We start from the raw sequence: 21,817 nt of genomic DNA on the forward strand, positions 1-21,817 counted from the left end.
GATCTGAACAAGGCGATATATTGGTACAAAAAAGCAACAGAGCAGGGAAACGCAGAAGCGCAAAACAATCTTGGGGTGTGTTATGAAAATGGAAAAGGAGTGGAGAAAGATCTGAAAAAGGCGGTATATTGGTTCACAAAAGCAACTGAACAGGGATATGCAAGAGCACAAAACAATCTTGGGCGATGTTATAAATATGGAGAGGGAGTGGAGAAAAATCAAAAAAAGGCGGCATATTGGTACAAAAAAGCAGCAGAACAGGGAAACGCAGAAGCACAAAATAAGCTTGGGGTGTGTTATGTAAAGGGGGAGGGAGTGATGAAATTTCTGGGAATGGCGAATTATTGGTTCACAGAAGCAGCTGAACAGGGATATGCAAGAGCACAAAACAATCTTGGGGTGTGTTATGAAAAGGGAAAGGTGGTGGTGAAAGATCTGGATAAGGCGGCATATTGGTACACAAAAGCAGCAGAACAGGGAGATGCAGAAGCGCAAAACAATCTTGGGCGGTGTTATGACATGGGTCAGGGAGTGGAGAAAGATCTGATAAAGGCGGTGGAGTGGTTCACAAAAGCAGCTGAACAGGGATATGCAAGAGCACAAAACAATCTTGGGCGGTGTTATGATAAGGGAGAGGGAGTGATGATAGATATGAACAGGGCAGTATATTGGTACACAAAAGCAGCAGAACAGGGAGACGCAGAAGCACAATATAGTCTTGGGCGGTGTTATGATAAGGGAGAGGGAGTGGAGCTAGATCAGAAAATGGCAGTATATTGGTACACAAAAGCAGCAGAACAGGGAAATCTAACAGCACAAAACATTCTTGGGGTGTATTATGACAAGGGTGAGGGCGTAGAGAAAAATCAGAAAATGGCGGCATATTGGTACACAAAAGCAGCAGAACAGGGAAATGCATCAGCACAAAACATTCTTGGGATGCGTTATGCCAAAGGGGAGGGGGTAGAGAAAGATATGAAAATGGTGGCATATTGGTACGAAAAAGCAGCAGAACAGGGAAATGCATCAGCACAAAACATTCTTGGGATGTGTTATGAAAAGGGATGGGGAGTGGAAAAAAATCAGACTACTGCGGGGGAGTGGTACAATAAAGCAGCAAAACAGGGATACGCAGAAGCACAATATAATCTTGGGATGTGTTATGAGAAGGGGGAGAGTATGTATATAGTTAAAGATCTGAGCAAGGCGGTATATTGGTACAAAAAAGCAGCAGAACAGGGAGAAGCAAACGCACAATGCAGTCTTGGGTTGAGTTATTACTTTGGGGAGGGGGTGGAGAAAGATCAGAAAAAGGCGGTATATTGGTTAACAAAAGCAGCAGAACAGGGAAATGAAGGTGCACAATCCGCACTTGGGAATCTTAGGCGTTTGTATGACAGAGAGGAGAGAGGGGAGAAAGATTTACCAAATGCTCTCAGATGGTACGCAAAATATCTCCGTCTCAAAATTGATAATGCGCCGGCAAATACTTGCCTTGAAGCCTACAATACTGCATTAAACTACTATCCGGGCATAGAAAACCGAAAAGAAGCCCAGGCACTCCGAACTGAAATGATTGCTGCGAATAAACCAATACAATCCCAGAAGCCAGTTGAGTCCAACATACATTATCATGTAACCGGGAGTTTTTTTGCTGGGAATGTAGGGGTTCTCGCGAAAGATGATGCAGTTGTTAATAGAGCAAATATAGGTGAAGAAAAAGCAGAAGGGAAAGAGAATATTTTCTGTCCGGATTGTGGCAGGAAACTTCCAGTAGATGCAAGATTCTGTATGGGATGCGGAAAACAACTCAAATAACATAAGGCAAACCCCTTTATATTTGAGGCACCCGGATCAGTCGTCTTGATATCTCATGTATCCACACCCAACCTACTCCTTCCCAAATTGAATTCATCCCAACGCCACGTAACTCCTATTCTAAAAAATAGATTATGTTTTATCTTCTTCTATCAAAAATCAAATCGTCGAAAGTGTTACCAATTTCTTCTATCAAAAATCAAATCATCGAAACTGCTACCGCCTGGAAAATTATTTCTATCAAGAATTAATCGATCGAAGTCGCTGTTATAACGTGGCTTTTCCACTTTCTGGCGTTGTTGTTTTCGAAGTTGTTGTTGTTTCCGATATAGTTGTATTTTCAGGTAGCATCTTTCACAAACAACTGCGCAGTTTCCGAGAGAGTAATTTCCTGAAGCTTTAGGCACTATATACCATGCTCCAGGTAGGCCGCTCATTCCTTTGCGATCAAATACTAATTTTTCACCACCAATCTCACAACGTCCATTTGCTCTTACAAATGCCTCTATTACTACATCCTTGGAAAATCCCATTTACCATTTCACCTATAAATAATAAGCTCAAATTACACTATGATAAAGTTATCGCCTCATGTAGCAACAAATCCTAAAAAAATATGGGGAATATGCCTTTTTTCCAGTGGTGGTGATTAGCGAATAACATAGAATAGCTGGCATGCTGATTTTTTTCGGTGGCTTTCACCCAGAATCACCTTCACCTCTTCTCATCATGCATATGCGCGTGCTGCATATCCCACCTTACACGAACAACGTATATCCTTTTTCCAAAACCACCCGCCACTCCAGATGAACTACCTGGAAACGTATAGAGGCCTCAGCAAATAGGATATCTCCACCGCGGGCCGACTCGCAAACCTTCGGTTTGCTCAGCTGAGGTCGTCGACTTCGTCGTCGACCCGCCTCAACGCCGGAGTCGCGGCCCCGCACCCCGAATCAAAAAAGAGAGAATCAGAACATAAGAAAAACCCGCATGCAAGTGAGCGAAGCGAAACGGAGAGCAAACTGAAAGTTTGAGAACAAGCGAGGGCTGCAAGCCCGAACCGGAGAGCAAAGCGAAGCTTTGCGAACGGGTTTTTCCCCAGCATTTATCCAAGAGCCAAAGGCTCTTGAGACGTCTCACGAGCTTTCAGCTCGTGGACTTTTCCAGATGGCGTGCGATTCCTGCGCAGGCGAAGCCCAAATGGGCAAAGCCAATTTGAGGCGGCACGCAAATCTTCGATTTGCACGCATCAGCCTGAGAGAGCACGACGGCGCAAGAAAAATGCGATTCAAGCGTGGGCCGAAAGCCGGAAGCGGAGAGCAAATCTTTGATTTGCGAACGAGTTAATTCGCGGAGGCGTGCAAGCCGAAGGCTTGCGTGCCGCCTCAAATGAGCAAAGCTCATTTGGGCTTATTCGCGGTTTACTATTTCATGTTTCCACACCCAGCCAACTCCTTTTCAATACTATTCACGATGAAATAGCCTGCAGTCGCAAATCAAAGATTTGGTCGCAAGTCTATCGACTTACTCAGCTAAGGGCGTCGACTTCGTCGCCACCCCGCGTTTGAAGGAGGGGTATGAACAGATACGATCCCCCTTGACCTTTTGGACTATTCAAAGTATTGAGCAGACCGGATTCCCGGTGTTGAACTCATCCGTCATCAATCATCAATCATCAATCATCCATCATCCTTCACTCCTGATTCCCTAAAAAAGAACTGCCTGGAAAAAATTGAGCCGCACTCTCTATGGAGAGATTTGCTGCCGATATACTCTTGTATTATTTATTTATTTCTAAAAGTATATATAGTTAATTCATGGTCTCGAAAAAGTTAAAGGAAAAAAATCTCCGGGTCTTCCTCCTCCCTAAATAATATCTGAAGGATGAAGGATGAAGGATGATGGATGATTGATGATTGATGATTGATAGGAGGATAAGCGGCAACTGTCAAATTCTCTATTTCCCATTTTTCAATGGGTGAGGAGCGGGAGCGCTAATGGGGGTGGAATTGCCAACTGTCAAAGTTAGGTTATTATGTGATAAATATTAAAATATTGATTTTAATGTCATTAGCTAGATGTATTAGACGATATTGCCTAAAGAATTCTCCAAATAATATATGTGTAAAACATCACGCGATTATTGTTGCAATATCAACACGCAAATTGAGTCATAAAATTATTAGATATTTTCCATATTCGGGAGGAGCTAAGATTTTGGTGAAATGGTTCATAAATAAAAAAATCCCATTTAAAGTATATGAATGTTTAAACAAATCGGACTTAGAAAAAATAATTATTGATGATAATGCTACCGTATTGTGGATTTTTGGCCATGGACAAAAGAACGGTGTAAATCTTCAAAAAGAATTCTTTAAATATTCTTATTTTGACATAGATGTATATCGCAAACACCGTAAAAAAGAAATTAATCAATTTCATTGCAACAAAGACGAAGGAAAATCATTAACTGAAATATTAGCAGATGGAAACGGGATTGATTGGGGATATAAATACTGTTTTGGGATCTGTCCTAAACGAGATAAAAAAGGTGAGAGATATTCTGAATTAAATGAAAATGACATTAACGAATTGCTTGAGAAATATGATTATTCGATATTATAATAAGACTTCTGCAACGTAATCTCAACAGAGAGAGCACGAAGGCGCAAGAAAAATGCGATTCAAGCGTGGGCCGAAAGCCCGAAGCGGAGAGCAAATCTTTGATTTGCGAACGAGTTAATTCGCGGGGGCGTGCAAGCCTAAGGCTTGCGTGCCGCCTCAAATGGGCTTTGCCCATTTGGGCTTATTCGCGGTTAAATAAAATCTTGTTTTCCACCCAGCCTTACACTTTCCGAATCTCACCCCGATGAACTACGTTCAAACGTATAGGAACCAAAGCAAACAGGATATCCCCACCGCGGGCCCTCAGCGCCGAATCGCAAGTCCCTTTCGCTTCGCTCCGGGACTTGCTCCGCTGAGGGTGAGCCTGATGGCTCACCCCGCAGTCACCTCCCCGCACCCCAAATAAGAATCGGCGCACATCCCACAATTACTTCTGTTTTCCCGCTTGGGTTTACATCGCCGCGTCTGTCCTGTCAGAAATCAAAAACACTCATCTGCTTTTGTTTCCCTTTTTCCTCAAAGCGGCTCATATGATCAAACAGGGTATTGACATCAGATTCTATATCATGCTCCCGGCAGTATGTCTGAAACAGAGACTGAAGAGCAGGAGCTTGAAAACTATTCACCACATACGAACTGCCGTACGCTGAAATATACCTCTCCTTCACGCCCGGAAAATGTTCATCCAGTTTTGCATAAAAATAGTCTCTATTGCCTTCCCGCAACGTAACTCCCATCCCGAAGTTCACGATTCCCGCAACGCCCGCCTCATAACACAGGTCCAGGACGCCAAGCAGATTCTCTTCCGTATCATTGATGAACGGCAGGATCGGGCCGAGCCAGACGATCGTTGGAATATCATTGTCCCGCAGTTTTTTCAGGGCAGCCGCCCGTTTGCTCGTTTCGGACACATGAGGTTCGAGGATCCTGCAGAGTGTATCATCATAGGTCGTGAGAGTCATCTGAACGACACATTTTGTTTGAGAATGGATCTTGGTAAAAAGATCCAGATCACGCAGAACATTCGCAGATTTTGTCAGCACTCCGCACCCAAACCCATATTTCCCGATCAGCTCGAGTGCTCTTCTCGTATACTGAAGCTCCATTTCTAGGGGCAGATACGGATCTGACATCGACCCCATACCGATCATACACTTTTTGTGCTTTCGTTTCAGGGTGTTTTCCAAGAGAGTGAGAGCATTTTCCTTCACTTCAACATCCTGAAAATCATGATCCATATGATAGCAGGAACTTCTTGAATCACAGTAAATACATCCGTGAGTACAGCCCCGATACAGATTCATCCGGTTCTCTGCCGATAAAATACCTTTGGCCTGGACAAAATGCATGCAGTTACCCCTTAGTCACAAATAGAACGCCATTCTTCAACTGATACAGAATACGCTCAACATGAGAAAACCTGAGTCAGACATTTTCTTGCGCATCAAAGTACATATGCGTATATCCTCCAAGAACCGATCCGGCCACGATCCCGTCTTTTCCATCAATGATCCCGTCCCCGCGGGTCAGGGTAAATGCATATCTGACATCCGGATCAGGGGTCGTTTTCGAATAATGGAACTCATGACCCCGAAAGTTCATCCCCGGCGGAAAGAGAGAAGAGTCGGTTACTTTCCCGACAACATAATTCAAAGCCACGAACCGTTTTTCCATATGACAGTCCGCATCTAAAAGCCCGGTCATGGCATAGCTTTTTTCGTCCTGAGTAGTGATCGAACGGTTCAGCCACATCAGACCGCCGCACTCGCCAAAAACCGGCTTGCCTGAATCAGCAGCCCGTTTCAGTTCGGTTTTACATCGGGAATTCGCCAAAGCCTCTGCATACAGTTCAGGATATCCGCCGCCGAAGTAATATCCGTCCGCCTCCGGAAGGGGATCGTGGATCGGCGAGAAAAACACCAGTTCTGCTCCTTTTGTTCTGAGATGATCGAAGTTGTCCTGATAATAAAAACAGAATGCCTCATCGAGAGCGACCCCGACCCTGGTCTTCACTTCTGCGGGAGATGATCTCCTTTCTGCTGAGATCACTGAGGTACCTGCAGCGGCTGCCAGAAGAGAATCGAGTGAACAGTTTTCTTCGATGAATGCGCCGACATCCTTCATCCGTGCATCCTCATCCGCCATCATCAGACCCAGATGTCTGCTTTTGACCGAAAGTGAATCACTGCGCGGGATCCATCCAAGAAGAGGAACAGAAAGATCGGTCGTCGTCATAGCTTTATGCTTTTCACTGCCCCCCTTCGTCATGATGACGCCGGCAAATCTGAGACGGGGATCATACTCCGTATATCCCTTAACGAGGGCAGCGACACTTCTGCTCATCCCTTTGATATCCGTGACAAGGACGACCGGAGCGTCGAGAATGCGGGCGACATGCGCCGTGCTTGCACATTCTCCCCCGTCGACACCGTCATACAGCCCCATCACACCCTCGATAACGGCGATGTCTGCCCCCTCGCATGCAGAAACAAACGAACGGCGAACGGACTCCTCACCCATCATGAACGGATCGAGATTGCGCGAACTCCGGCCGCAGACAGCCGAATGATGGGAAGGATCGATAAAATCCGGCCCTACCTTAAACGGCTGGACCACCAGACCCCTTGCGCGAAGGGCCGCCATGATGCCTGATGAAGTGGTCGTTTTTCCGCATCCGCTGTGTGTTCCGGCGATCACGATACGGGGGATCCTGGTACTTGCTCTAATCATAATCGTTTACCTTATATCAGTTTAAGTTTAATTTTATAGAGTTATATCTTATCATAGATAATTGGTGTTTCTTTCTTATGCATATTATGGAAGGGTTTCTGCCAGGCCCGTGGTGGCAGTTTTGGACGGTACTCGCTGCGGTCTGTGTTTTGGCAGGCATGTTCGCACTTGTCAGACTCGTCAGAAACAAACCTGCGTCGCTTCCTCTCTTAGGACTTGCCGGAGCTTTTGTCTTCATCCTTTCCTCCCTGAAACTCCCATCGATAGGCTCCTCGTCACATCCCACCGGAACAGGGTTCGGCTCGATACTCTTCGGACCTGCGGTCTGTTCAGTGTTTTGCACGATAGTACTGATATTTCAGGCACTTCTTCTCGGACACGGCGGGATCACCACGCTTGGCGCAAACATAATCTCCATGGGGGTTGTCGGTCCGCTCGCCGCGTGTATAATTTTTAAAATAGGTCATCTGATTCGACCCGAATTTAGCATCAGGAGTTTTGCGGTGACCGTCTTTTTTGCCGCAGCTGCCGCCGATCTAAGTACCTATGTGATGACCTCGCTCCAGCTCGCTCTTGCGTATCCCGCACTTGAAGGCGGGATCCCTGCAGCCTTTCTTGTCTATCTGGGGATATTCAGCATAACCCAGGTCCCTCTCGCAGTGATCGAAGGGATCTTCATCGTCCTCGTGATGAGATTTGTGATCAGTATCCGGCCGGAGATATTTATTTCGCTTGGCCTTCTTTCGAAAAAGGAGACGGAAAAACTCATTTCAGTTTCTGAACCGGGCCACCCACCCGTATCAGGAAAGAAATGGATGGCCAGAGGCTTCGTCATCGTTCTGCTTACGGCGGCTCTGGCGTTTTCGTTTGCGGTTTTCGGATCCCAGCCGGGCTCGGATGATCTGATCGCCGAAACACTGATCGATCTCGGGAACCTGCCGGTTTTCGATCCGCTCGGTCTTATCTCTGAAGAGATGCACGGCTGGTTCTTTGCCCTGCAGGCAGGGATCGGAGCGGCGGTCCTTGTCTTCTGTCTTTATCTGCTGAAGACCAGAGCAGGGACCGGAGGTTCGGCAAAAAAACCTCACACGATATTTGATGAACATATCCTCGATGACGCTGCGATCAGCAGCCCGCTCCGGCATGTATCCGCATGGCTCAAATTAATTTTCTGTCTCTCTGCTATCGTGATCGGCGTGATCTCGCCTCTCCCGTATCTCCCGCTGTTTATCGCAGGGGTCATGATATGTGCGGCCCTCTTCATCGCAAAAGTCAGCCCCCGTCTCTATGCCTCGCTTCTGACGATCCCCCTTGTATTTGCGGGGACCGGAGCATTGGTGATCCTGTTCATCACCGGAGGGGGAGAGACGCTTGTGGACTTTTTCCGGATCGGAACATTGCATGTTCATATCACGTCCGATTCCCTCGAACTTGCGGTCCTGGTCCTCTCGAGGACCTTTGCCGGTATGTGTTCTCTCTACTTCCTTACGCTTACGACACCGATGACCTCGCTGTTTACGGTCCTGAAAAAACTCAGGGTGCCGCAGGCGTTCATCGATCTGTCCATGCTGATCTACCGGTACATCTTCGTTTTCATCGGCGAGGCGATCGCTATCCACAATGCCCAGATCATGCGGGGAGGATACGGAACATGGAAAAATTATCTCACCTCGTTTTCCATGCTGGCGTCGATGCTTTTTATCCGGACATGGGAGAAAGGAGAGGCGATATTTTTATCCATGGACGCCCGCTGTTATGACGGATGTATGGCTTTGCCTGATGAAGAGGGGAATATTACGCCGCTTTCTGTTACGTCAGTTGTTGTGTTTATAGCTTTGATTCTCGGTCTCCTGTTTGTGGAGATGACACTTATATGAATGAAAATGTACTTACCTTTGAAGATGTCCGGTTCTCATATCCGGGCCGCCCCGCATCGCTGAAAGGAATATCCTTTTCCATTAAAAAGGGCAAAAAAGTTGCCGTGGTGGGACCGAACGGAGCGGGAAAAACCACCCTTCTTCTGATGTGCAATGGGACGCTGGTGCCGGAAAATGGGAAGATCTTCGTGAACGGCGAGGAGATCGCCTATGACAGAGCGTCCCTGAGGGATGTTCGTACCAGGGTCGGTCTCGTGTTTCAGAACTCAGATTCGCAGCTGTTTGCCCCGAGTGTGTTTGCCGATGTGGCATTTGGGCCGATGAATCTGCATCTCCCGGAGAAGGAGATCCGGGAACGTGTTTCTGATTCGCTGTTTGCGGTAGGTCTTGCGGGTTATGAAAAACGCCCCCCCCATCATCTGTCGGGAGGGGAGAAAAAGCGTGTCGCCATCGCAGGTATCCTTGCTATGCGGCCTGATATCCTTGTCGCCGATGAGCCGACGGCATCCCTCGATCCCGCGACCGCTGCCGAGATCATGGATCTTTTGGATGAGCTCCATGAAGACGGGACGACGATCCTTCTCTCGACCCATGATGTTGAACTTGCCTACCGCTGGGCGGATGAGGTGATCCTTCTTGCAGACGGGAAGGTCCTGCATCAGGGTCAACCTGCCGAGGTCTTCACCGACTATGATCTGATGAAGACGGCGAGGATGACGCCGCCGATCCTGCTTGATCTGTATTTGGAACTGGTCAGAAGAAGTATTCTGGTGCCGGGCATTCCACCCAAAGGAATTCCGGAGATGACCCGGCTCGTTGAAGGATCGTGCCCTGTCATGACCGGGACGATCTATCTCGCAGATACGGATGATCTTACCCCGGAGTCGGTACAGCAGATGCTGGCTGAACACTCAACCTGGCACACAGGTGCAATGGGGACCCGGGCAAAAAAGTTCTGTTATCTCTCGGAGATCCCGCTCGAATACACACACGGCGTTGTGGACAAGTGTCTTCTTTCCGTCATGAGCGGGGAGGACACCATGATCCTCACCTGCGGAGGTATGCTTGACCGGGTCGAGCTTCGGGCTGCAGCGTTTGCAAAAGAAAGCGGGATCGATGTGAAGGTCATACGGGTCTGATCTGACATTCCACAGATGATATGCAAACTTTCATCCTGAAGGGGGTCATCTATGCAATATGCCGTCATACAAATATATTTCAGGCAAAAAATACATCATTAATTCATGATAGAGTGGATCATCAGGATAAATAGCTCCTTGATACCACGGAGCATGATTCTATGAGAAATGCAATGATCAATGCATGGATCAATCTTACGGCGTTCCTCGCCGCTTTGGCCTCGATCGTGACCGGGTATGTTCTCTGGATCTATTTCCCTCTGGGATCTAATAGGGGATCGATGGATTTTCTCAATATCAGTTACCAATCCTGGTATGACCTTCACTTCTATACGAGTACGCTGTTTGTGATCCTCGTTGCCATCCATCTTATTCTCCATTACCGCTGGATTCGGAATATGCGTTCAATGCTCATGAGCAAAAAATAGACCAGGAATCTTTTCCTCACTTTTTGTGTACAAAACGAGTGGGATGGTATAATATATAGAGATCATCACGACAGGGGTATTCTCATCCAAACCAGTTATTCTATATCTCCTTACAGCAAATACTTCACCAATACATTTTCATTACTGAAAATAGTTTTACTTAGGAGACCACAGAATGGATTTACCCGGAGGACCTACCCAGCCGGAAGTCATGGCCGTTTCTCTTGCAAAACTGGGCATCCGTTTGGGTGACACGGTCGTGGATATCGGCTGCGGGACCGGTACGGTCACGCTCGAGATGGCAAAACTCACCGGACCCGGCGGACAGGTTTACGCAGTTGACCGAAGGCAGGAGGCAATAGCCTGCACGCGGGAGACGTGTAAAGACAGGGAAGTTGAGATCTTCGCAGGCGAAGCACTTGATTTTCTTGCCTTACCGCATAAACCGATCGACTGCGCATTTCTTGGAGGAAGCCGAAACATGCATGAGATACTTGGCCGTCTTCAAAAGGAGGGGACCCGAAGCATCGTCGTGAATGCCGTACTGCTGGAGACCGCTGTCGAGACCATTCATGCTATGAAAGAGCTGGATATCTTCATCGAAGCCGTCCATCTGCAGGTCTCCAGATCCCATGATCTTGTGGAGCGTATCATGTTTCAACCAATCAATCCCGTTTATATCATACACGGGGGCAGAAAATGCTGACCGCAGTGGGCTTAGGCCCGGGCGACGCCGAACTTCTGACCCTCAAAGCGGTTCGCATATTAAAAGAAGCTGACACGGTTTTTGTGCCCGGCGGCATTGCTCTTGAATTAGTCAGACCCTATGCAAAAACCATCGTCACGCTGGAGTTTCCGATGACCAGAAATGAAAAGGAAATCACGGCATGTATGAAGAGAAATGCCGAAAAGATCCTGCCTGCCGCAAAAAGCGGCAACGCTGTGTTCGGACTGATCGGAGACCCGAATTATTACTCCACCTTCTCACGCCTTGCGGAGATGGTGAAAGCGCTGGTCCCTGACCTGATCGTCGAAACGATCCCGGGGATCAGCTCGATCACCGCCGTGGCATCCCATGCGAAAATCCCCGTCAACGGTGCATTTATGGTGACGGACGGACCCGTCATCCCCTCGACAAAGATCCTGATGAAGGTCACACGGCCGAGAACCGCGGCTGAACAGCTGAAAACTGCCGGTTACAACGATTTCATCGTTGTTGAACGGATGTATATGGAAGGAGAGAAGGTCTATCGGGGCGTTCTTCCCGAAAAAACCAACTACTTCAGCATCATGATCGCGAGGAAGGTATGAAGTATTATATCGTCGGTGCCGGATGCGGGGACCCGGGGCTCATCACTGTCAAAGGCATGGACCTTTTGAAACGTGCCGAAATCCTCATCTACGCAGGCTCGCTCGTAAATCCCGAGCTTGTCGCCGCATCGCCTGCAGAGGTAAAGCTTGATTCATGGGGAATGAAACTCGAAGAGATCACCCGCGTGATCGAAGACGGGGTGCGGGCCGGCCGGTTCGTCGTCCGTCTCCACTCAGGCGACCCGGCGATCTACGGCTCGATCGTTGAACAGATCGCCCCTCTCGAGACAAAAGGGATCCATGCCGAGATCATCCCGGGCGTTTCATCGATGTTCGGCGCCGCAGCCGCACTCCAGACCGAATACACGCTTCGCGGGGTTTCTGAATCAGTGATCGTGACCCGATCAGCGGGAGAGACGCTCGACGCCGACCAGATCGCCGAGCTCTCCACTCACGGAACAACGATGGTCATCTTTTTATCGACCGGGCACATCGATTCTGTGATGAAAAAACTGCAGCGTCCCCCGGAAACACCGGTCGCCGTGGTCTATCATGCTTCGTGGCCGGATCAGATGATCATAAAAGGAACTATCGGGACAATCGCCGCAAAGGTGCACGATGCGGAGATAACCCGCTCGGCACTGATCATCGTCGGCGACATTGTTGCCGGGATCCACGCAGCATATACCAACTCCCACCTCTACGGATGAAGATCGTCGTTGTCACTCTGCCAAGATTCCGGGAAGCCGGAATGCGCATCGCAGCTTTTCTGGAAGCGGAGCTTGTCCCCTACGCGCCGGACATCTTCGCTGAACTGTATGGAAAATGCGATGTGATCGTCGGCGTGATGTCGGCAGGGATCGCGGTTCGCGGCTGTGCTCCGCTCCTGACCGATAAATGGCATGACCCGGCGGTCATCGTGGTCACCCCGGATCTGCGGTATGCCATCCCAGTTCTCGGCGGCCATCACGGCGGAAACGAAGTTGCAAAGCGGCTCGCTGAACTTGGGATCGAACCGGTTATTTCGACCGCGACAGAGGTGATGGGCAGACCCTCTGTCGAAGAGACTGCAAGATCCGGCGGGTTCACGATCGTCAACCGATCTTCGACGAGAGAGGTGAACGGCGCGATATTGGACGGCGATGTGCCAATCATTCGCGTGCAGGCTCCAAAGATCGTCGTCGCGGATCCGGGAGTTTCGGTTCTTGTGACCGATTCTTCGTATGTCATCGGGATCGGGTGCCGGCTTGGAACGACAGCTGATGAGATCCGCTCAGCGATCTCTGCAGCATGCAAAGATGCGGAGATCCCGGAGAATTCTGTAACATTATTCGCGACGACCCTGAAAAAGTTCCATGAAAAGGGACTTCACGAGGGGATCGCGGCACTCGCCGGAAACCTCATCTTTCTGGATGATGACACTATCAACAAACAGATACCGGCAACTCCATCGCGTGCGGAGATGCTCGGACTCTGCGGAGTTGCCGAGCCGTGTGCTCTCGCTCTCTCGAAAACAGGCTCCCTCATACTGAAAAAAACCGTATACGGGCGTGTAACTATTGCAATAGGAAGATAACATGGGTATTTTATGGATCGTAAGTTCAGGCCCGGGAAGCACACAGCAGCTTACCCCCGCCGCTATGAAGGCAATCGCCTTGGCTGATGTGATCATCGGCAATGCATTCTATCTGGATATGCTTGAACAGCTGTTGAAAAACAAACAGGTCATCCGAAGTGCGATGGGAAAAGAGGTCGACCGTGCCCGTGAAGCGGCACGCCTAGCGGCAGATCATAATGTGGCCATGGTCTCAGGAGGAGATGCAGGCGTCTACGGTATGGCGAGCATCGTTCTTGAGATGGTCGAACGCGAGTTCCCATCCCAGAAAGTCATCATGCTTCCGGGCGTCACAGCGGCCACCGCGGCGGCGAGCAGACTCGGGTCCCCGCTCTCAGGAGACTACGTAACGCTCAGTCTTTCCGATCTCCTGACACCCTGGGAAATCATTGAAAAACGCCTTGGCCTTGCCGCACAGATGGGCACACCGATCGCTCTTTATAATCCGAAGAGCCGCGGTCGTCCGCTGAACCTTGCCAAAGCCCTGAAAATTTTTCTGACCTGCCGAGACCCTGAGACACCGGTCGGCATCGTAAAGAATGTGTTCCGGGAAGGCGAAGAGACCCATATAACAACACTTCGGGAGCTCGCCGAAAATGATGATATTGTGGATATGCACTCGATGCTGATCATCGGGGGCGAAGAAAGCAGAATATGGAAGGAGGACGATCATGTCAAAGGAATCATTACACCCCGCGGTTACCACAGAAAATACGTATACTGATATCGGCGCAGACACACCGGAAGGATTTTCCATCTCTTCACGGAGCCGGAGCCTTGCCCGGGAAGCTGTCGGCAACGAGACGCCCGAAGACCGTATCAGGCAGAGATGTTCGATCGCGGTTGGAGACTGGGCAATGGCAGACCTTCTCCGGTTTTCCCATGACCCGGTGACGGCCGGGCTCCGGGCTCTCGAAGCCGGTGCTCCGGTCTTCACCGATATCCGCATGGTCCTGACCGGGATCCAGAAGAAAGGCCATTCCTCAACGGTCGAGTGCGCCTTGGATTATGGCGCTGACATTTCGAAAGATTTGGGGATCACCCGCAGTTCCGCCGGGTTCATTGCCCTGAAAGAGCGGCTCGACGGCTCGATCATCGTGATCGGGAACGCCCCGAGTGCTCTTCTGACGGTCTGTTCATTTGTGGATGAGGGCATCCGTCCGGCTCTCGTGATCGGAACCCCGGTCGGGTTTGTCAATGCGGCTGAGTCGAAGGAAGTTCTTCGCACGAAGCCCGTTCCATCGGTTTCGAACGTCGGGACCCGGGGCGGGACGCCGATCGCGGTGGCTTCGCTGAACGAGATCATTACGATGTTTACTGAACTGAGAAAATGATCGATCCGGTCACTGGTTTTGCATATCCTGCGTCGTGGGCGGAAAAATGCCGTGATGAAAAAGCTTTGGCAGCCGCAAGAAGCGGTTTTGGCGTGCTGACCTCGACCGGCGCTGTTCTCCGACGGGGGTTCACCACCGGTTCAACGGCGGCGGCGGCGTGTTACGCTGCGGTCGCCTCGCTTGCTTTCCCCGTTGCCTCTGCCCCGATCCTTCTCCCCTGCGGGATCCTCGCCGAGATCCCTGCTGTCGGAAAAGACGGGGAAGGCTCTGCCAGAAAATTTTCAGGAGACTATCCTAACGATATCACGGCAGGGATCCTCATCTGTGCAAAGGCTTCTCCTGCAGGTGAGATATCTCTCGAGACCGGTGAAGGGGTCGGCAGGTTCGTTCGGGAAACGCCCCGTTACCAAAAAGGCGCTGCAGCCGTAAGCCCGCCTGCGAAAAAAGAGATCCTTGACGCGATCTCTTCAGCATGCCGTGCGGCAGGACTTCCCGGCGCCTCGGTCATACTCACGATCCCAGATGGCCGAAGGATCGGCGCACTGACCCTGAACCCGAAGGTTGGTATCGAAAGAGGCATTTCCGTTGTCGGAACGACCGGGTTTGTTGAACCCTGGGACGATCATCTCTCGGAAACGGTGAGCGAACGGATCGCTGAAGCGAAGAATGTGGTCATCACCACCGGAAGGATCGGGCTTCGCTACTCAAGACTTCTTTTCCCTGATCACGACGTGGTCCTTGCCGGGTCGATGCTCGCTGAAAGCGTGAAGGCAGCGGGAAACTGCGAAAAGGCCGTTATCTGCGGTCTGCCCGGCCTTATTCTGCGGTTTTTCCATCCTGAGGTCGCGACCTCCCGGGGTTTTCCGACCGTCGAAGAGCTGATCGCCGGACCTGACGGCATATCCGTTCTCGCAGAAGAGCTGGACGCAGCAAAGCAGAAATACCCCTGGCTTCGTATCGTTATTGTGGATAGGAACGGTCAGGTCATCGGAGATACACAATGAAGATCATAGGTGTCGGATGCGGCGAAGGAATGCTGACAAAAGAGGCAGAGACCGCGTTACGTGAAGCAAAAAGCGTGTACGGATCAAAACGTGCGATCGAGCTGGTCAGAGCATCCATCCCAAAAGATGCGGATGTCGTCGAGATAACGGACTACAAGGCGCTTCGAACTCTTCCCGATGACGCGGTCGTTTTATCGACAGGAGACCCCCTGATGGCAGGGCTCGGGTATCTGCCGGGGGAGGTGATCCCCGGGATCTCATCGATGCAGACTGCGTTTGCGAGGCTGCATGTCCCGTGGACAGATGTCGCGGTCGTCAATGCTCATGGAAAAGATCACAAAGCTGCCGTTTCACGCACGGTCCAGGATATCGCCGCCGGGCATACGGTTTTTCTTATAGCAGATCCGGATCTTTCGATCAATGAGCTGGCACGTTCGCTTTCTCCTTCGGTGAAGATCGCGGTCTGTGAGGATCTTGGATATCCAAACGAACGGATCACACAAGGAACTGCCGGCAATCCTCCAAAAGTTCTGAGCCGGTTGTTTTGTATAATCTGCGGGTATTAAAAATCCATTCCTGAAAAAAGACTGCTGGAAAAATATGTGATGGGAGGATCTTCTCTCACTCCTCATCCTGTTTTCCCCGTTTTGCTTTCGCTGAGGCATTCCAGTAGCCGAAGAAGTAACCGATGATGATCGCCCCTATCGCAGCCTGGAGACAGAAGAAGAGAGACTCGATCTCGCCGCTCGGGGGTGCCCAGATGGACTCGAACCAGGGAGTATAACCTGTTTCATCGATCATCTCGGCGGCGCCGCCGTCAGCGCCTCCCCATCCTTCCTCCTCTCCGCTGCCGGACTGAACGAAGGCCAGGGTCGCGACCACAAGAAGTACAATGACGAGTATCCCGACAAGGATCTCGAGATGGGCTTTTTTCATGCTGCCTCTCCCTGGATTTTTGCGATCTCTTCATCCTGAATGATACCGAGCTTCTTTAAGATCTCAGGCTTCACCCGGACGATATACTTTGCAACAAGCCCGCAGATGATACCTTCGATCACTGCGAGAGGGATCTGGGTGACGGCAAAGATCCCGGCAAATGCGATAAAAGCCGTAAGGATGCTGCCCTCGACCGGAAACACTAATGCAAGCTGCAGTGAGGTGACGGTATACGTAACCAGATTTGCGGCCGCCGCGGTGATGAAGACCGCAGTTCCAAGACCGATCTTCCCTGTTTTTCGAAGACCGACAAAGATGAGCCAGGCAGCAAACGGTCCCGCGATCGCCATGGAAAATACGTTTGCTCCAAGCGTTGTCAGTCCGCCGTGGGCAAGCAGCAGCGCCTGGAACAAGAGAACGATCGTTCCAAGAACCGAGGTGATGAACGGCCCGAAAAACGCAGCGGAAAGTCCGGTTCCGGTCGGGTGAGAACAACTTCCCGTTACTGACGGGATCTTGAGTGCGGAAAGTACGAAGACAAAGGCGCCGGAAACCGCCATCAGCGGGAGAACACGCCGGTCCTCCTGAATCATTTTGGTCATTTTCCAAATACCGCAGATGACAAACGGAGCTGAAAGAACAGCCCAGAATATACACCAGCCGATGGGTAAATACCCCTCCATAATGTGCATAATAAAAATTGTTTTAACTAATATTTAATTGTTTAGTACTCGCATTGATTTGCTCTAAAACCACTAATTATTGGAAGCAGGATCCGTCAAAAAAAAATAGGTGTGTGAAATCAGAGGTGGGCAGATATCGCAGCTCTCGCGTTATTGAGCATCATATCTGCAAGAAGAGGGTCTTTGCCTATCGGATCGGCATACACGAGAGGGATCTCTTTCCCATTCTCAAGAGTGAAACTTCCGCGGCGTTCCCCGGTTTTCAAACCAAGAAGTTCCGGGATGTCATGCAGAACATGCACGCCTTTTGCAAGGAAAAGCGGAACGACAACAAGAAGATCGAGATCCTCTTTTTTCATAAAATCGAGCCCTTCAACAACATTCGGGCTGCTGTTTTCCATAAAACAGGACCGAAGAAGATACTCGTCGGTTTTTTCACCGATGAGTTCCGCTGTGGCGGTGACAAGTTCTTTATTGTAGTTGAGTCTGCTTCCATGACCTATCAGAAGTAAACCTTGTTTGCTCATAATTAATTTATGACATACACACTATAAAATAAATTGGATTTATATCCAGATAGTCTGACCTGAGACGGGCCTGGAATCAGCATGATGAAAAACGTTCATGTCTCTGTCCCGCAGGGATATTTTTCTTCGAGAGACTTTGTTGAACAGGGCTTGATATCGATGACCGGCGTATTATCCAGAGCATCCAGACCGCGTACGGTGAGGATATTTTCCTGTATCTCCTCGAGGGTGACTAGAGTCAGGGACACCGGGTTTGGACGGTCCGGCGACCGGGTGTTGAACACCCCAGTGAGAGGATTTTTCCTGTCACCGCGCGGGTGGACACGCAGAACACTGCGGTCGGACCGGTCAAACCAGCAAAGAACAAACATCTCTTTTCCGGCAGAAAGTCCTTCAAGACCCTGAATATACGTTGGATCTATGATAATTTTGCTGATAAGGTCCGTGTCTCTTTCCGTAAACGGAGGGGAACTTCGCTCCTTGAACGATGAGACCACCGTGCCGATAGGTCTGCACACATACTCTTGCGTCATTGAATCTCCTGTTTGTCTGCAGAGATGATCATCTTTATTCACATGGCACCACAATAGGCAGTTCGTTATGCAGGATGACTTCGACTTTTATCCCGTACACATCCTCAATTATCTGCGGGGTCACGCCGTATTTATCGCATGACGCATAGATTTCTCCGTTTTTCATGAAAACGAACCGGTCTGCAAACCGCAAAGCAAGGTTGAGATCATGCATGGTCATGATCGTAGCACAGTTGTGACGGTCGACCACATGACGAATAAGCTTTAGGATCTCCATCTGCCGGGAAAGATCGAGAGCGCTGGTCGGTTCATCGAGCAGAAGAACGGAGGGTTCCTGAACGATAGCACGGCAGAGACAGACCCTCTGCAGTTCGCCGCCAGAGATTTCATCGATATATCTGAGCTGCATCTCAGAAAGCCCGAACTTTTCAAGCGCATCATACACAAGTTCGTAATCATGTTCGGTTATCTTCCAACCGATGTGGGGTTTTCTTCCCAGAAGAACGGAATCAAAAACGGTCATACGGGCCGCCTCATTTCTCTGGGCAACGTATCCTGCTTTTTTGGCGATCTCGGAGCCTGACATTTTTGCCAGATCATGTTCATCGATCATGATCGTGCCGGTCTTTGGTCTAAGGATCATATTCATGCATTTGAGCAGTGTGGATTTTCCAACACCGTTTGGACCGAGGATAGCGAGGATCTCACCCTGAGCCACACCGACATCAATTTTTTCCAGAACTTTCGAGGTGCGGTACTCAAAATCAACACCGTTTACGGTCAGGATCGCGGTCCCGTTGCCGCCATTGTGATGTTCGTGAGCATGTTCATGGGAGTGAGGGTGGGTATGGATCACACCATCCCCATGGCTGTGGGGATGGTTGTGAAGCTCTTCGTCTAAATGATCCCCGGTCACATCCGCCTCCCCCTGATAATAAGATAGATGAATACAGGAGCGCCTAAAAATGAAGTCAAGACCGCAACCGGGAGGACATGCGGAGCGATCATCGTCCGGGCAACCGTGTCTGAGACCAGAAGGAGAAGAGAACCGCAGACGATACTTGCCGGGATCAGAAACCGGTGATCATCTCCGACGATCCTGCGCATCATGTGCGGACAGACCAGGCCGACAAATCCGATAATGCCGAGAAAGGACACAATGACCGCACTGATCAGGGATGCGGCGATCATGCCGATCAGTCTGGTGCGTCCTACATTAACGCCCAATCCTTTGGCCGTTTCTTCTCCTGCATCGATCGCATTGTAATCCCAGCGTTTGTAAAAGATATACACCGCACAGATCAGAACGATCAGAGAAATCAGGCCGAGTTCAAACCAGCTGGCACGCGATACATCCCCAAACTGCCAGAAAACGATGGAGGCAAGGCGCGTATCATCAACAAAATACTGTATCGCCATCAGGCCTGCAGTGAACAGAGAACTGATCGCCACGCCCGCAAGAACCATCGTCTCAGGGGTAGCCCCGCGGATCTTGGCTATGAAGAGGATGATCACGGTGGTCAGAATGGAAAAAACAAACGCCGATAATGTTGTCAGATACGGGTTGTTTATAACTACCGCGTCGGCGATGCTGCTTCCTGTCGTTCCGGCTCCGAAGAGAAGGATGCCGACCGCCGCACCGAATGCGGCCGCATTGGAAAGGCCGAGCGTGAAGGGGGATGCGAGCGGATTACGCAAAACAGACTGCATAGTTACGCCAGCGATCGCCAAACCCGCTCCCGCTATGATCGCAGTCAGCGCCTGGGGGATCCGGATGTTCCAGATGATCCGTTCATAAAGGCTTGTTCCCGCTCCGCCGAATATGGTCACGATGATATCCGGGATCGGGATACTGACAGCGCCGACCGACACCGAGATCAGAAACATGACTGCGGTCATAACGACCCCGATAAGAACGATGAAGACTTTTTTTCCAACATATTTCTGATAGTTTTCAGCAGATCTGACGATTTTTTCACTCATTATAATCACAGCCTATGAATGAGGATCACTGCGCCAATCTTTGATACGAGAGACCGTTCATATTCGCCTTCAGCTGCTCATAGACAGGAGCGCCGTCGATGAAGGTGTAGATCTCATCTGCCTTTGCTGCAGGATCGATATCCGCAAATCGACCGGGATAGAGGATCGTTCCTATGTAGTAGGCATTTGCCATACTCGTTTCGTGGTTCGTACCCATTGAGGTGTGAGGATTGACCGCATAGACTTCCCCTGTCCTGACCGCTGTCAGTTCCTGATAGGACGGATCGTTCTGCAGTTCAGAGATCCCGCCGCCGCCGGCAGCCGACATCGTGTTCAGATCGACAAAGATGATGGCCGGATCCCAGGCAAGGATCTGTTCCTTAGATACTGCCGCATATCCGGTGCTCGTTGCCGTGTTGACGCCGGAGGCGGCATTCTTTGCATGAAGAACGGTGAACGGATAATAGGTTGGGTCAGTCCCGTCGATCCCGTGGGCTCCGCTGTAGGAGATGCCGCCGACATACACGATCGGTTTATCAGCATCCGAGACGCCGGCAGTCCGGCTTTCGAGATCCGCACGGGTATCGTCGAAGTATTTGATCACTGCTTCGGCCCGGGGTTCTGCATGGAGGATCTTTCCGATCATTCGCAACGATTGAGCTACTTTATCACCGTTCGTAACATAATCTCCCGAGTAGAACAAAACGACCGGGATACCGGTCTTTTCCTGGATCTCATTTGCGGACTGGATAACGGTGTCGCTGTATCCTGCCATAAACAAAACATCAGGATCAGCAGATAAAAGCCGCTCGGCGTCAACAACGCCTTTGGCGGTCCCAAGAACCGGGAGCTCTTTGATTGTAGGATTGGCGATCATGTAAGGACGGGATTCCCCGGTAGAAGCAAGAAAATTGCTGTCCTGATAATCGATTGCGATCATCCGGTCAGTCACATTAAGATAAGCAAAGTAGCGGGATGAACCCGAGCCGCTGACAGCGATCCGCTGCGGATCATCAGGCACGATCACAACACGGCCGGAAGAATCGGTGATGGTGATCGTACCGTCTCCCGATTCCTCCGGAGAGGTTACGCAGCCTGCAGACATACAGGCCAGAGCAATAACAAAGACTAAAAGTAGAGCAGACAGTTTTTTCATAGTATTATCATTTTTCAATTACGTCATACTACATATTATGTATTTCTATTTCATAGGTCTTATTAGCACAAACACTTCAATTTCGTATGATTTATTATCCCATATAACCTCTATACTA

At 50.0% G+C, this 21,817-nt stretch carries 23 protein-coding genes; 13 read left to right on the forward strand and 10 right to left on the reverse strand.

Annotation, left to right across the window (positions count from 1 at the left end):
* A partial coding sequence (locus H575_RS07840; protein WP_052320030.1) for a zinc-ribbon domain-containing protein occupies window positions 1-1,818 on the forward strand: 1,818 nt, incomplete at its 5' end.
* Between the two features lie 176 nt (window positions 1,819-1,994).
* Here the strand turns inward: H575_RS07840 and H575_RS09345 are convergent.
* Entirely contained in the window at window positions 1,995-2,351 is a 357-nt protein-coding gene (locus tag H575_RS09345; RefSeq protein ID WP_155897873.1) for a hypothetical protein, read from the reverse strand.
* A 1,531-nt stretch (window positions 2,352-3,882) separates the two neighbouring features.
* Here H575_RS09345 and H575_RS07845 point away from each other — a divergent pair.
* Window positions 3,883-4,443, forward strand: a complete 561-nt coding sequence (locus H575_RS07845; protein ID WP_155897874.1) for a hypothetical protein — start codon at window positions 3,883-3,885, stop codon at window positions 4,441-4,443.
* Between the two features lie 473 nt (window positions 4,444-4,916).
* Here the strand turns inward: H575_RS07845 and H575_RS07850 are convergent, their stop codons facing one another.
* Together H575_RS07850 and H575_RS07855 are read right to left on the reverse strand one after the other, a co-directional pair.
* Entirely contained in the window at window positions 4,917-5,792 is an 876-nt protein-coding gene (locus H575_RS07850; RefSeq protein WP_042700476.1) for an SPL family radical SAM protein, read from the reverse strand.
* 76 nt (window positions 5,793-5,868) lie between these two features.
* Window positions 5,869-7,173: a cobyrinate a,c-diamide synthase gene (locus H575_RS07855; protein ID WP_042700479.1), complete on the reverse strand. Its 1,305-nt coding sequence runs from the start codon at window positions 7,171-7,173 to the stop codon at window positions 5,869-5,871.
* 77 nt (window positions 7,174-7,250) lie between these two features.
* Here H575_RS07855 and H575_RS09660 point away from each other — a divergent pair, with 77 nt between their 5' ends.
* The 11 genes from H575_RS09660 (at window position 7,251) to H575_RS07915 (ending at window position 16,447) form a co-directional block, all read left to right on the forward strand.
* Window positions 7,251-9,050 (forward strand): energy-coupling factor ABC transporter permease, encoded by a 1,800-nt coding sequence (locus H575_RS09660; RefSeq protein ID WP_162139412.1) that lies wholly within the window; start codon window positions 7,251-7,253, stop codon window positions 9,048-9,050.
* The gene (locus tag H575_RS07870; protein ID WP_042700482.1) at window positions 9,047-10,189 is read left to right on the forward strand and encodes an energy-coupling factor ABC transporter ATP-binding protein; all 1,143 of its coding nucleotides are present in this window, start codon (window positions 9,047-9,049) and stop codon (window positions 10,187-10,189) included. Before H575_RS09660 ends, H575_RS07870 begins: the two co-directional genes overlap by 4 nt.
* A 161-nt stretch (window positions 10,190-10,350) precedes the next feature.
* The gene (locus H575_RS07875; RefSeq protein ID WP_042700485.1) at window positions 10,351-10,617 is read left to right on the forward strand and encodes a DUF4405 domain-containing protein; all 267 of its coding nucleotides are present in this window, start codon (window positions 10,351-10,353) and stop codon (window positions 10,615-10,617) included.
* A 175-nt stretch (window positions 10,618-10,792) separates the two neighbouring features.
* On the forward strand, window positions 10,793-11,323 hold the full coding sequence (cbiT, locus tag H575_RS07880; RefSeq protein WP_042700487.1) for a precorrin-6Y C5,15-methyltransferase (decarboxylating) subunit CbiT: 531 nt from the start codon (window positions 10,793-10,795) through the stop codon (window positions 11,321-11,323).
* Window positions 11,317-11,928, forward strand: coding sequence for a cobalt-factor II C(20)-methyltransferase (locus H575_RS07885; protein WP_042700490.1), 612 nt, complete (start codon window positions 11,317-11,319; stop codon window positions 11,926-11,928). Before cbiT ends, H575_RS07885 begins: the two co-directional genes overlap by 7 nt.
* Complete coding sequence (locus H575_RS07890; protein WP_042700493.1) at window positions 11,925-12,638, forward strand: cobalt-precorrin-4/precorrin-4 C(11)-methyltransferase; 714 nt, start codon at window positions 11,925-11,927, stop codon at window positions 12,636-12,638. The genes H575_RS07885 and H575_RS07890 overlap by 4 nt, the downstream gene beginning before the upstream one ends.
* Window positions 12,635-13,504 (forward strand): cobalt-precorrin 5A hydrolase, encoded by an 870-nt coding sequence (gene cbiG, locus H575_RS07895; protein WP_042700495.1) that lies wholly within the window; start codon window positions 12,635-12,637, stop codon window positions 13,502-13,504. Before H575_RS07890 ends, cbiG begins: the two co-directional genes overlap by 4 nt.
* 1 nt (window position 13,505) lies before the next feature.
* Entirely contained in the window at window positions 13,506-14,267 is a 762-nt protein-coding gene (gene cobJ, locus H575_RS07900) for a precorrin-3B C(17)-methyltransferase (protein ID WP_042700498.1), read from the forward strand.
* Window positions 14,215-14,877 carry a precorrin-8X methylmutase gene (locus H575_RS07905; RefSeq protein WP_042700501.1) on the forward strand — a complete coding sequence of 221 codons (663 nt, stop codon included), beginning with the start codon at window positions 14,215-14,217 and terminating at the stop codon, window positions 14,875-14,877. The genes cobJ and H575_RS07905 overlap by 53 nt, the downstream gene beginning before the upstream one ends.
* The gene (locus H575_RS07910) at window positions 14,874-15,881 is read left to right on the forward strand and encodes a cobalt-precorrin-5B (C(1))-methyltransferase (RefSeq protein ID WP_042700504.1); all 1,008 of its coding nucleotides are present in this window, start codon (window positions 14,874-14,876) and stop codon (window positions 15,879-15,881) included. The genes H575_RS07905 and H575_RS07910 overlap by 4 nt, the downstream gene beginning before the upstream one ends.
* The gene (locus H575_RS07915) at window positions 15,878-16,447 is read left to right on the forward strand and encodes a cobalt-precorrin-7 (C(5))-methyltransferase (protein WP_042700506.1); all 570 of its coding nucleotides are present in this window, start codon (window positions 15,878-15,880) and stop codon (window positions 16,445-16,447) included. Before H575_RS07910 ends, H575_RS07915 begins: the two co-directional genes overlap by 4 nt.
* A gap of 55 nt (window positions 16,448-16,502) precedes the next feature.
* Here H575_RS07915 and H575_RS07920 read toward each other — a convergent pair whose 3' ends face one another.
* The 7 genes from H575_RS07920 to H575_RS07950 all read right to left on the reverse strand — a co-directional run bounded on the left by H575_RS07920 (window position 16,503) and on the right by H575_RS07950 (window position 21,699).
* On the reverse strand, window positions 16,503-16,817 hold the full coding sequence (locus H575_RS07920) for an energy-coupling factor ABC transporter substrate-binding protein (RefSeq protein WP_042700509.1): 315 nt from the start codon (window positions 16,815-16,817) through the stop codon (window positions 16,503-16,505).
* On the reverse strand, window positions 16,814-17,509 hold the full coding sequence (locus H575_RS07925) for an energy-coupling factor ABC transporter permease (RefSeq protein WP_042700513.1): 696 nt from the start codon (window positions 17,507-17,509) through the stop codon (window positions 16,814-16,816). Before H575_RS07925 ends, H575_RS07920 begins: the two co-directional genes overlap by 4 nt.
* A gap of 110 nt (window positions 17,510-17,619) precedes the next feature.
* Window positions 17,620-18,027, reverse strand: a complete 408-nt coding sequence (gene cfbA / locus H575_RS07930) for a sirohydrochlorin nickelochelatase (RefSeq protein WP_042700516.1) — start codon at window positions 18,025-18,027, stop codon at window positions 17,620-17,622.
* 95 nt (window positions 18,028-18,122) lie between these two features.
* The gene (gene tsaA, locus H575_RS07935) at window positions 18,123-18,560 is read right to left on the reverse strand and encodes a tRNA (N6-threonylcarbamoyladenosine(37)-N6)-methyltransferase TrmO (RefSeq protein WP_042700519.1); all 438 of its coding nucleotides are present in this window, start codon (window positions 18,558-18,560) and stop codon (window positions 18,123-18,125) included.
* Window positions 18,561-18,594: 34 nt separating this feature from the next.
* Entirely contained in the window at window positions 18,595-19,476 is an 882-nt protein-coding gene (locus H575_RS07940; protein WP_211213869.1) for an ABC transporter ATP-binding protein, read from the reverse strand.
* Window positions 19,473-20,543, reverse strand: a complete 1,071-nt coding sequence (locus H575_RS07945) for a FecCD family ABC transporter permease (protein ID WP_042700522.1) — start codon at window positions 20,541-20,543, stop codon at window positions 19,473-19,475. The genes H575_RS07940 and H575_RS07945 overlap by 4 nt, the downstream gene beginning before the upstream one ends.
* A gap of 25 nt (window positions 20,544-20,568) precedes the next feature.
* Complete coding sequence (locus tag H575_RS07950) at window positions 20,569-21,699, reverse strand: iron ABC transporter substrate-binding protein (RefSeq protein ID WP_042700525.1); 1,131 nt, start codon at window positions 21,697-21,699, stop codon at window positions 20,569-20,571.
* Window positions 21,700-21,817 lie beyond the last annotated feature (118 nt).

The sequence above is a fragment of the Methanocorpusculum bavaricum DSM 4179 genome (assembly GCF_000430905.1).
GTDB lineage: Archaea > Halobacteriota > Methanomicrobia > Methanomicrobiales > Methanocorpusculaceae > Methanocorpusculum > Methanocorpusculum parvum.

Coding starts and splice junctions, on each gene's coding strand:
- H575_RS09345 (WP_155897873.1), bottom strand. CDS start 2,351: ATGGGATTTTCCAAGGATGTAGTAATAGAGGCATTTGTAAGAGCAAAT.
- H575_RS07845 (WP_155897874.1), top strand. CDS start 3,883: ATGTCATTAGCTAGATGTATTAGACGATATTGCCTAAAGAATTCTCCA.
- H575_RS07850 (WP_042700476.1), bottom strand. CDS start 5,792: ATGCATTTTGTCCAGGCCAAAGGTATTTTATCGGCAGAGAACCGGATG.
- H575_RS07855 (WP_042700479.1), bottom strand. CDS start 7,173: ATGATTAGAGCAAGTACCAGGATCCCCCGTATCGTGATCGCCGGAACA.
- H575_RS09660 (WP_162139412.1), top strand. CDS start 7,251: ATGCATATTATGGAAGGGTTTCTGCCAGGCCCGTGGTGGCAGTTTTGG.
- H575_RS07870 (WP_042700482.1), top strand. CDS start 9,047: ATGAATGAAAATGTACTTACCTTTGAAGATGTCCGGTTCTCATATCCG.
- H575_RS07875 (WP_042700485.1), top strand. CDS start 10,351: ATGAGAAATGCAATGATCAATGCATGGATCAATCTTACGGCGTTCCTC.
- cbiT (WP_042700487.1), top strand. CDS start 10,793: ATGGATTTACCCGGAGGACCTACCCAGCCGGAAGTCATGGCCGTTTCT.
- H575_RS07885 (WP_042700490.1), top strand. CDS start 11,317: ATGCTGACCGCAGTGGGCTTAGGCCCGGGCGACGCCGAACTTCTGACC.
- H575_RS07890 (WP_042700493.1), top strand. CDS start 11,925: ATGAAGTATTATATCGTCGGTGCCGGATGCGGGGACCCGGGGCTCATC.
- cbiG (WP_042700495.1), top strand. CDS start 12,635: ATGAAGATCGTCGTTGTCACTCTGCCAAGATTCCGGGAAGCCGGAATG.
- cobJ (WP_042700498.1), top strand. CDS start 13,506: ATGGGTATTTTATGGATCGTAAGTTCAGGCCCGGGAAGCACACAGCAG.
- H575_RS07905 (WP_042700501.1), top strand. CDS start 14,215: ATGTCAAAGGAATCATTACACCCCGCGGTTACCACAGAAAATACGTAT.
- H575_RS07910 (WP_042700504.1), top strand. CDS start 14,874: ATGATCGATCCGGTCACTGGTTTTGCATATCCTGCGTCGTGGGCGGAA.
- H575_RS07915 (WP_042700506.1), top strand. CDS start 15,878: ATGAAGATCATAGGTGTCGGATGCGGCGAAGGAATGCTGACAAAAGAG.
- H575_RS07920 (WP_042700509.1), bottom strand. CDS start 16,817: ATGAAAAAAGCCCATCTCGAGATCCTTGTCGGGATACTCGTCATTGTA.
- H575_RS07925 (WP_042700513.1), bottom strand. CDS start 17,509: ATGCACATTATGGAGGGGTATTTACCCATCGGCTGGTGTATATTCTGG.
- cfbA (WP_042700516.1), bottom strand. CDS start 18,027: ATGAGCAAACAAGGTTTACTTCTGATAGGTCATGGAAGCAGACTCAAC.
- tsaA (WP_042700519.1), bottom strand. CDS start 18,560: ATGACGCAAGAGTATGTGTGCAGACCTATCGGCACGGTGGTCTCATCG.
- H575_RS07945 (WP_042700522.1), bottom strand. CDS start 20,543: ATGAGTGAAAAAATCGTCAGATCTGCTGAAAACTATCAGAAATATGTT.
- H575_RS07950 (WP_042700525.1), bottom strand. CDS start 21,699: ATGAAAAAACTGTCTGCTCTACTTTTAGTCTTTGTTATTGCTCTGGCC.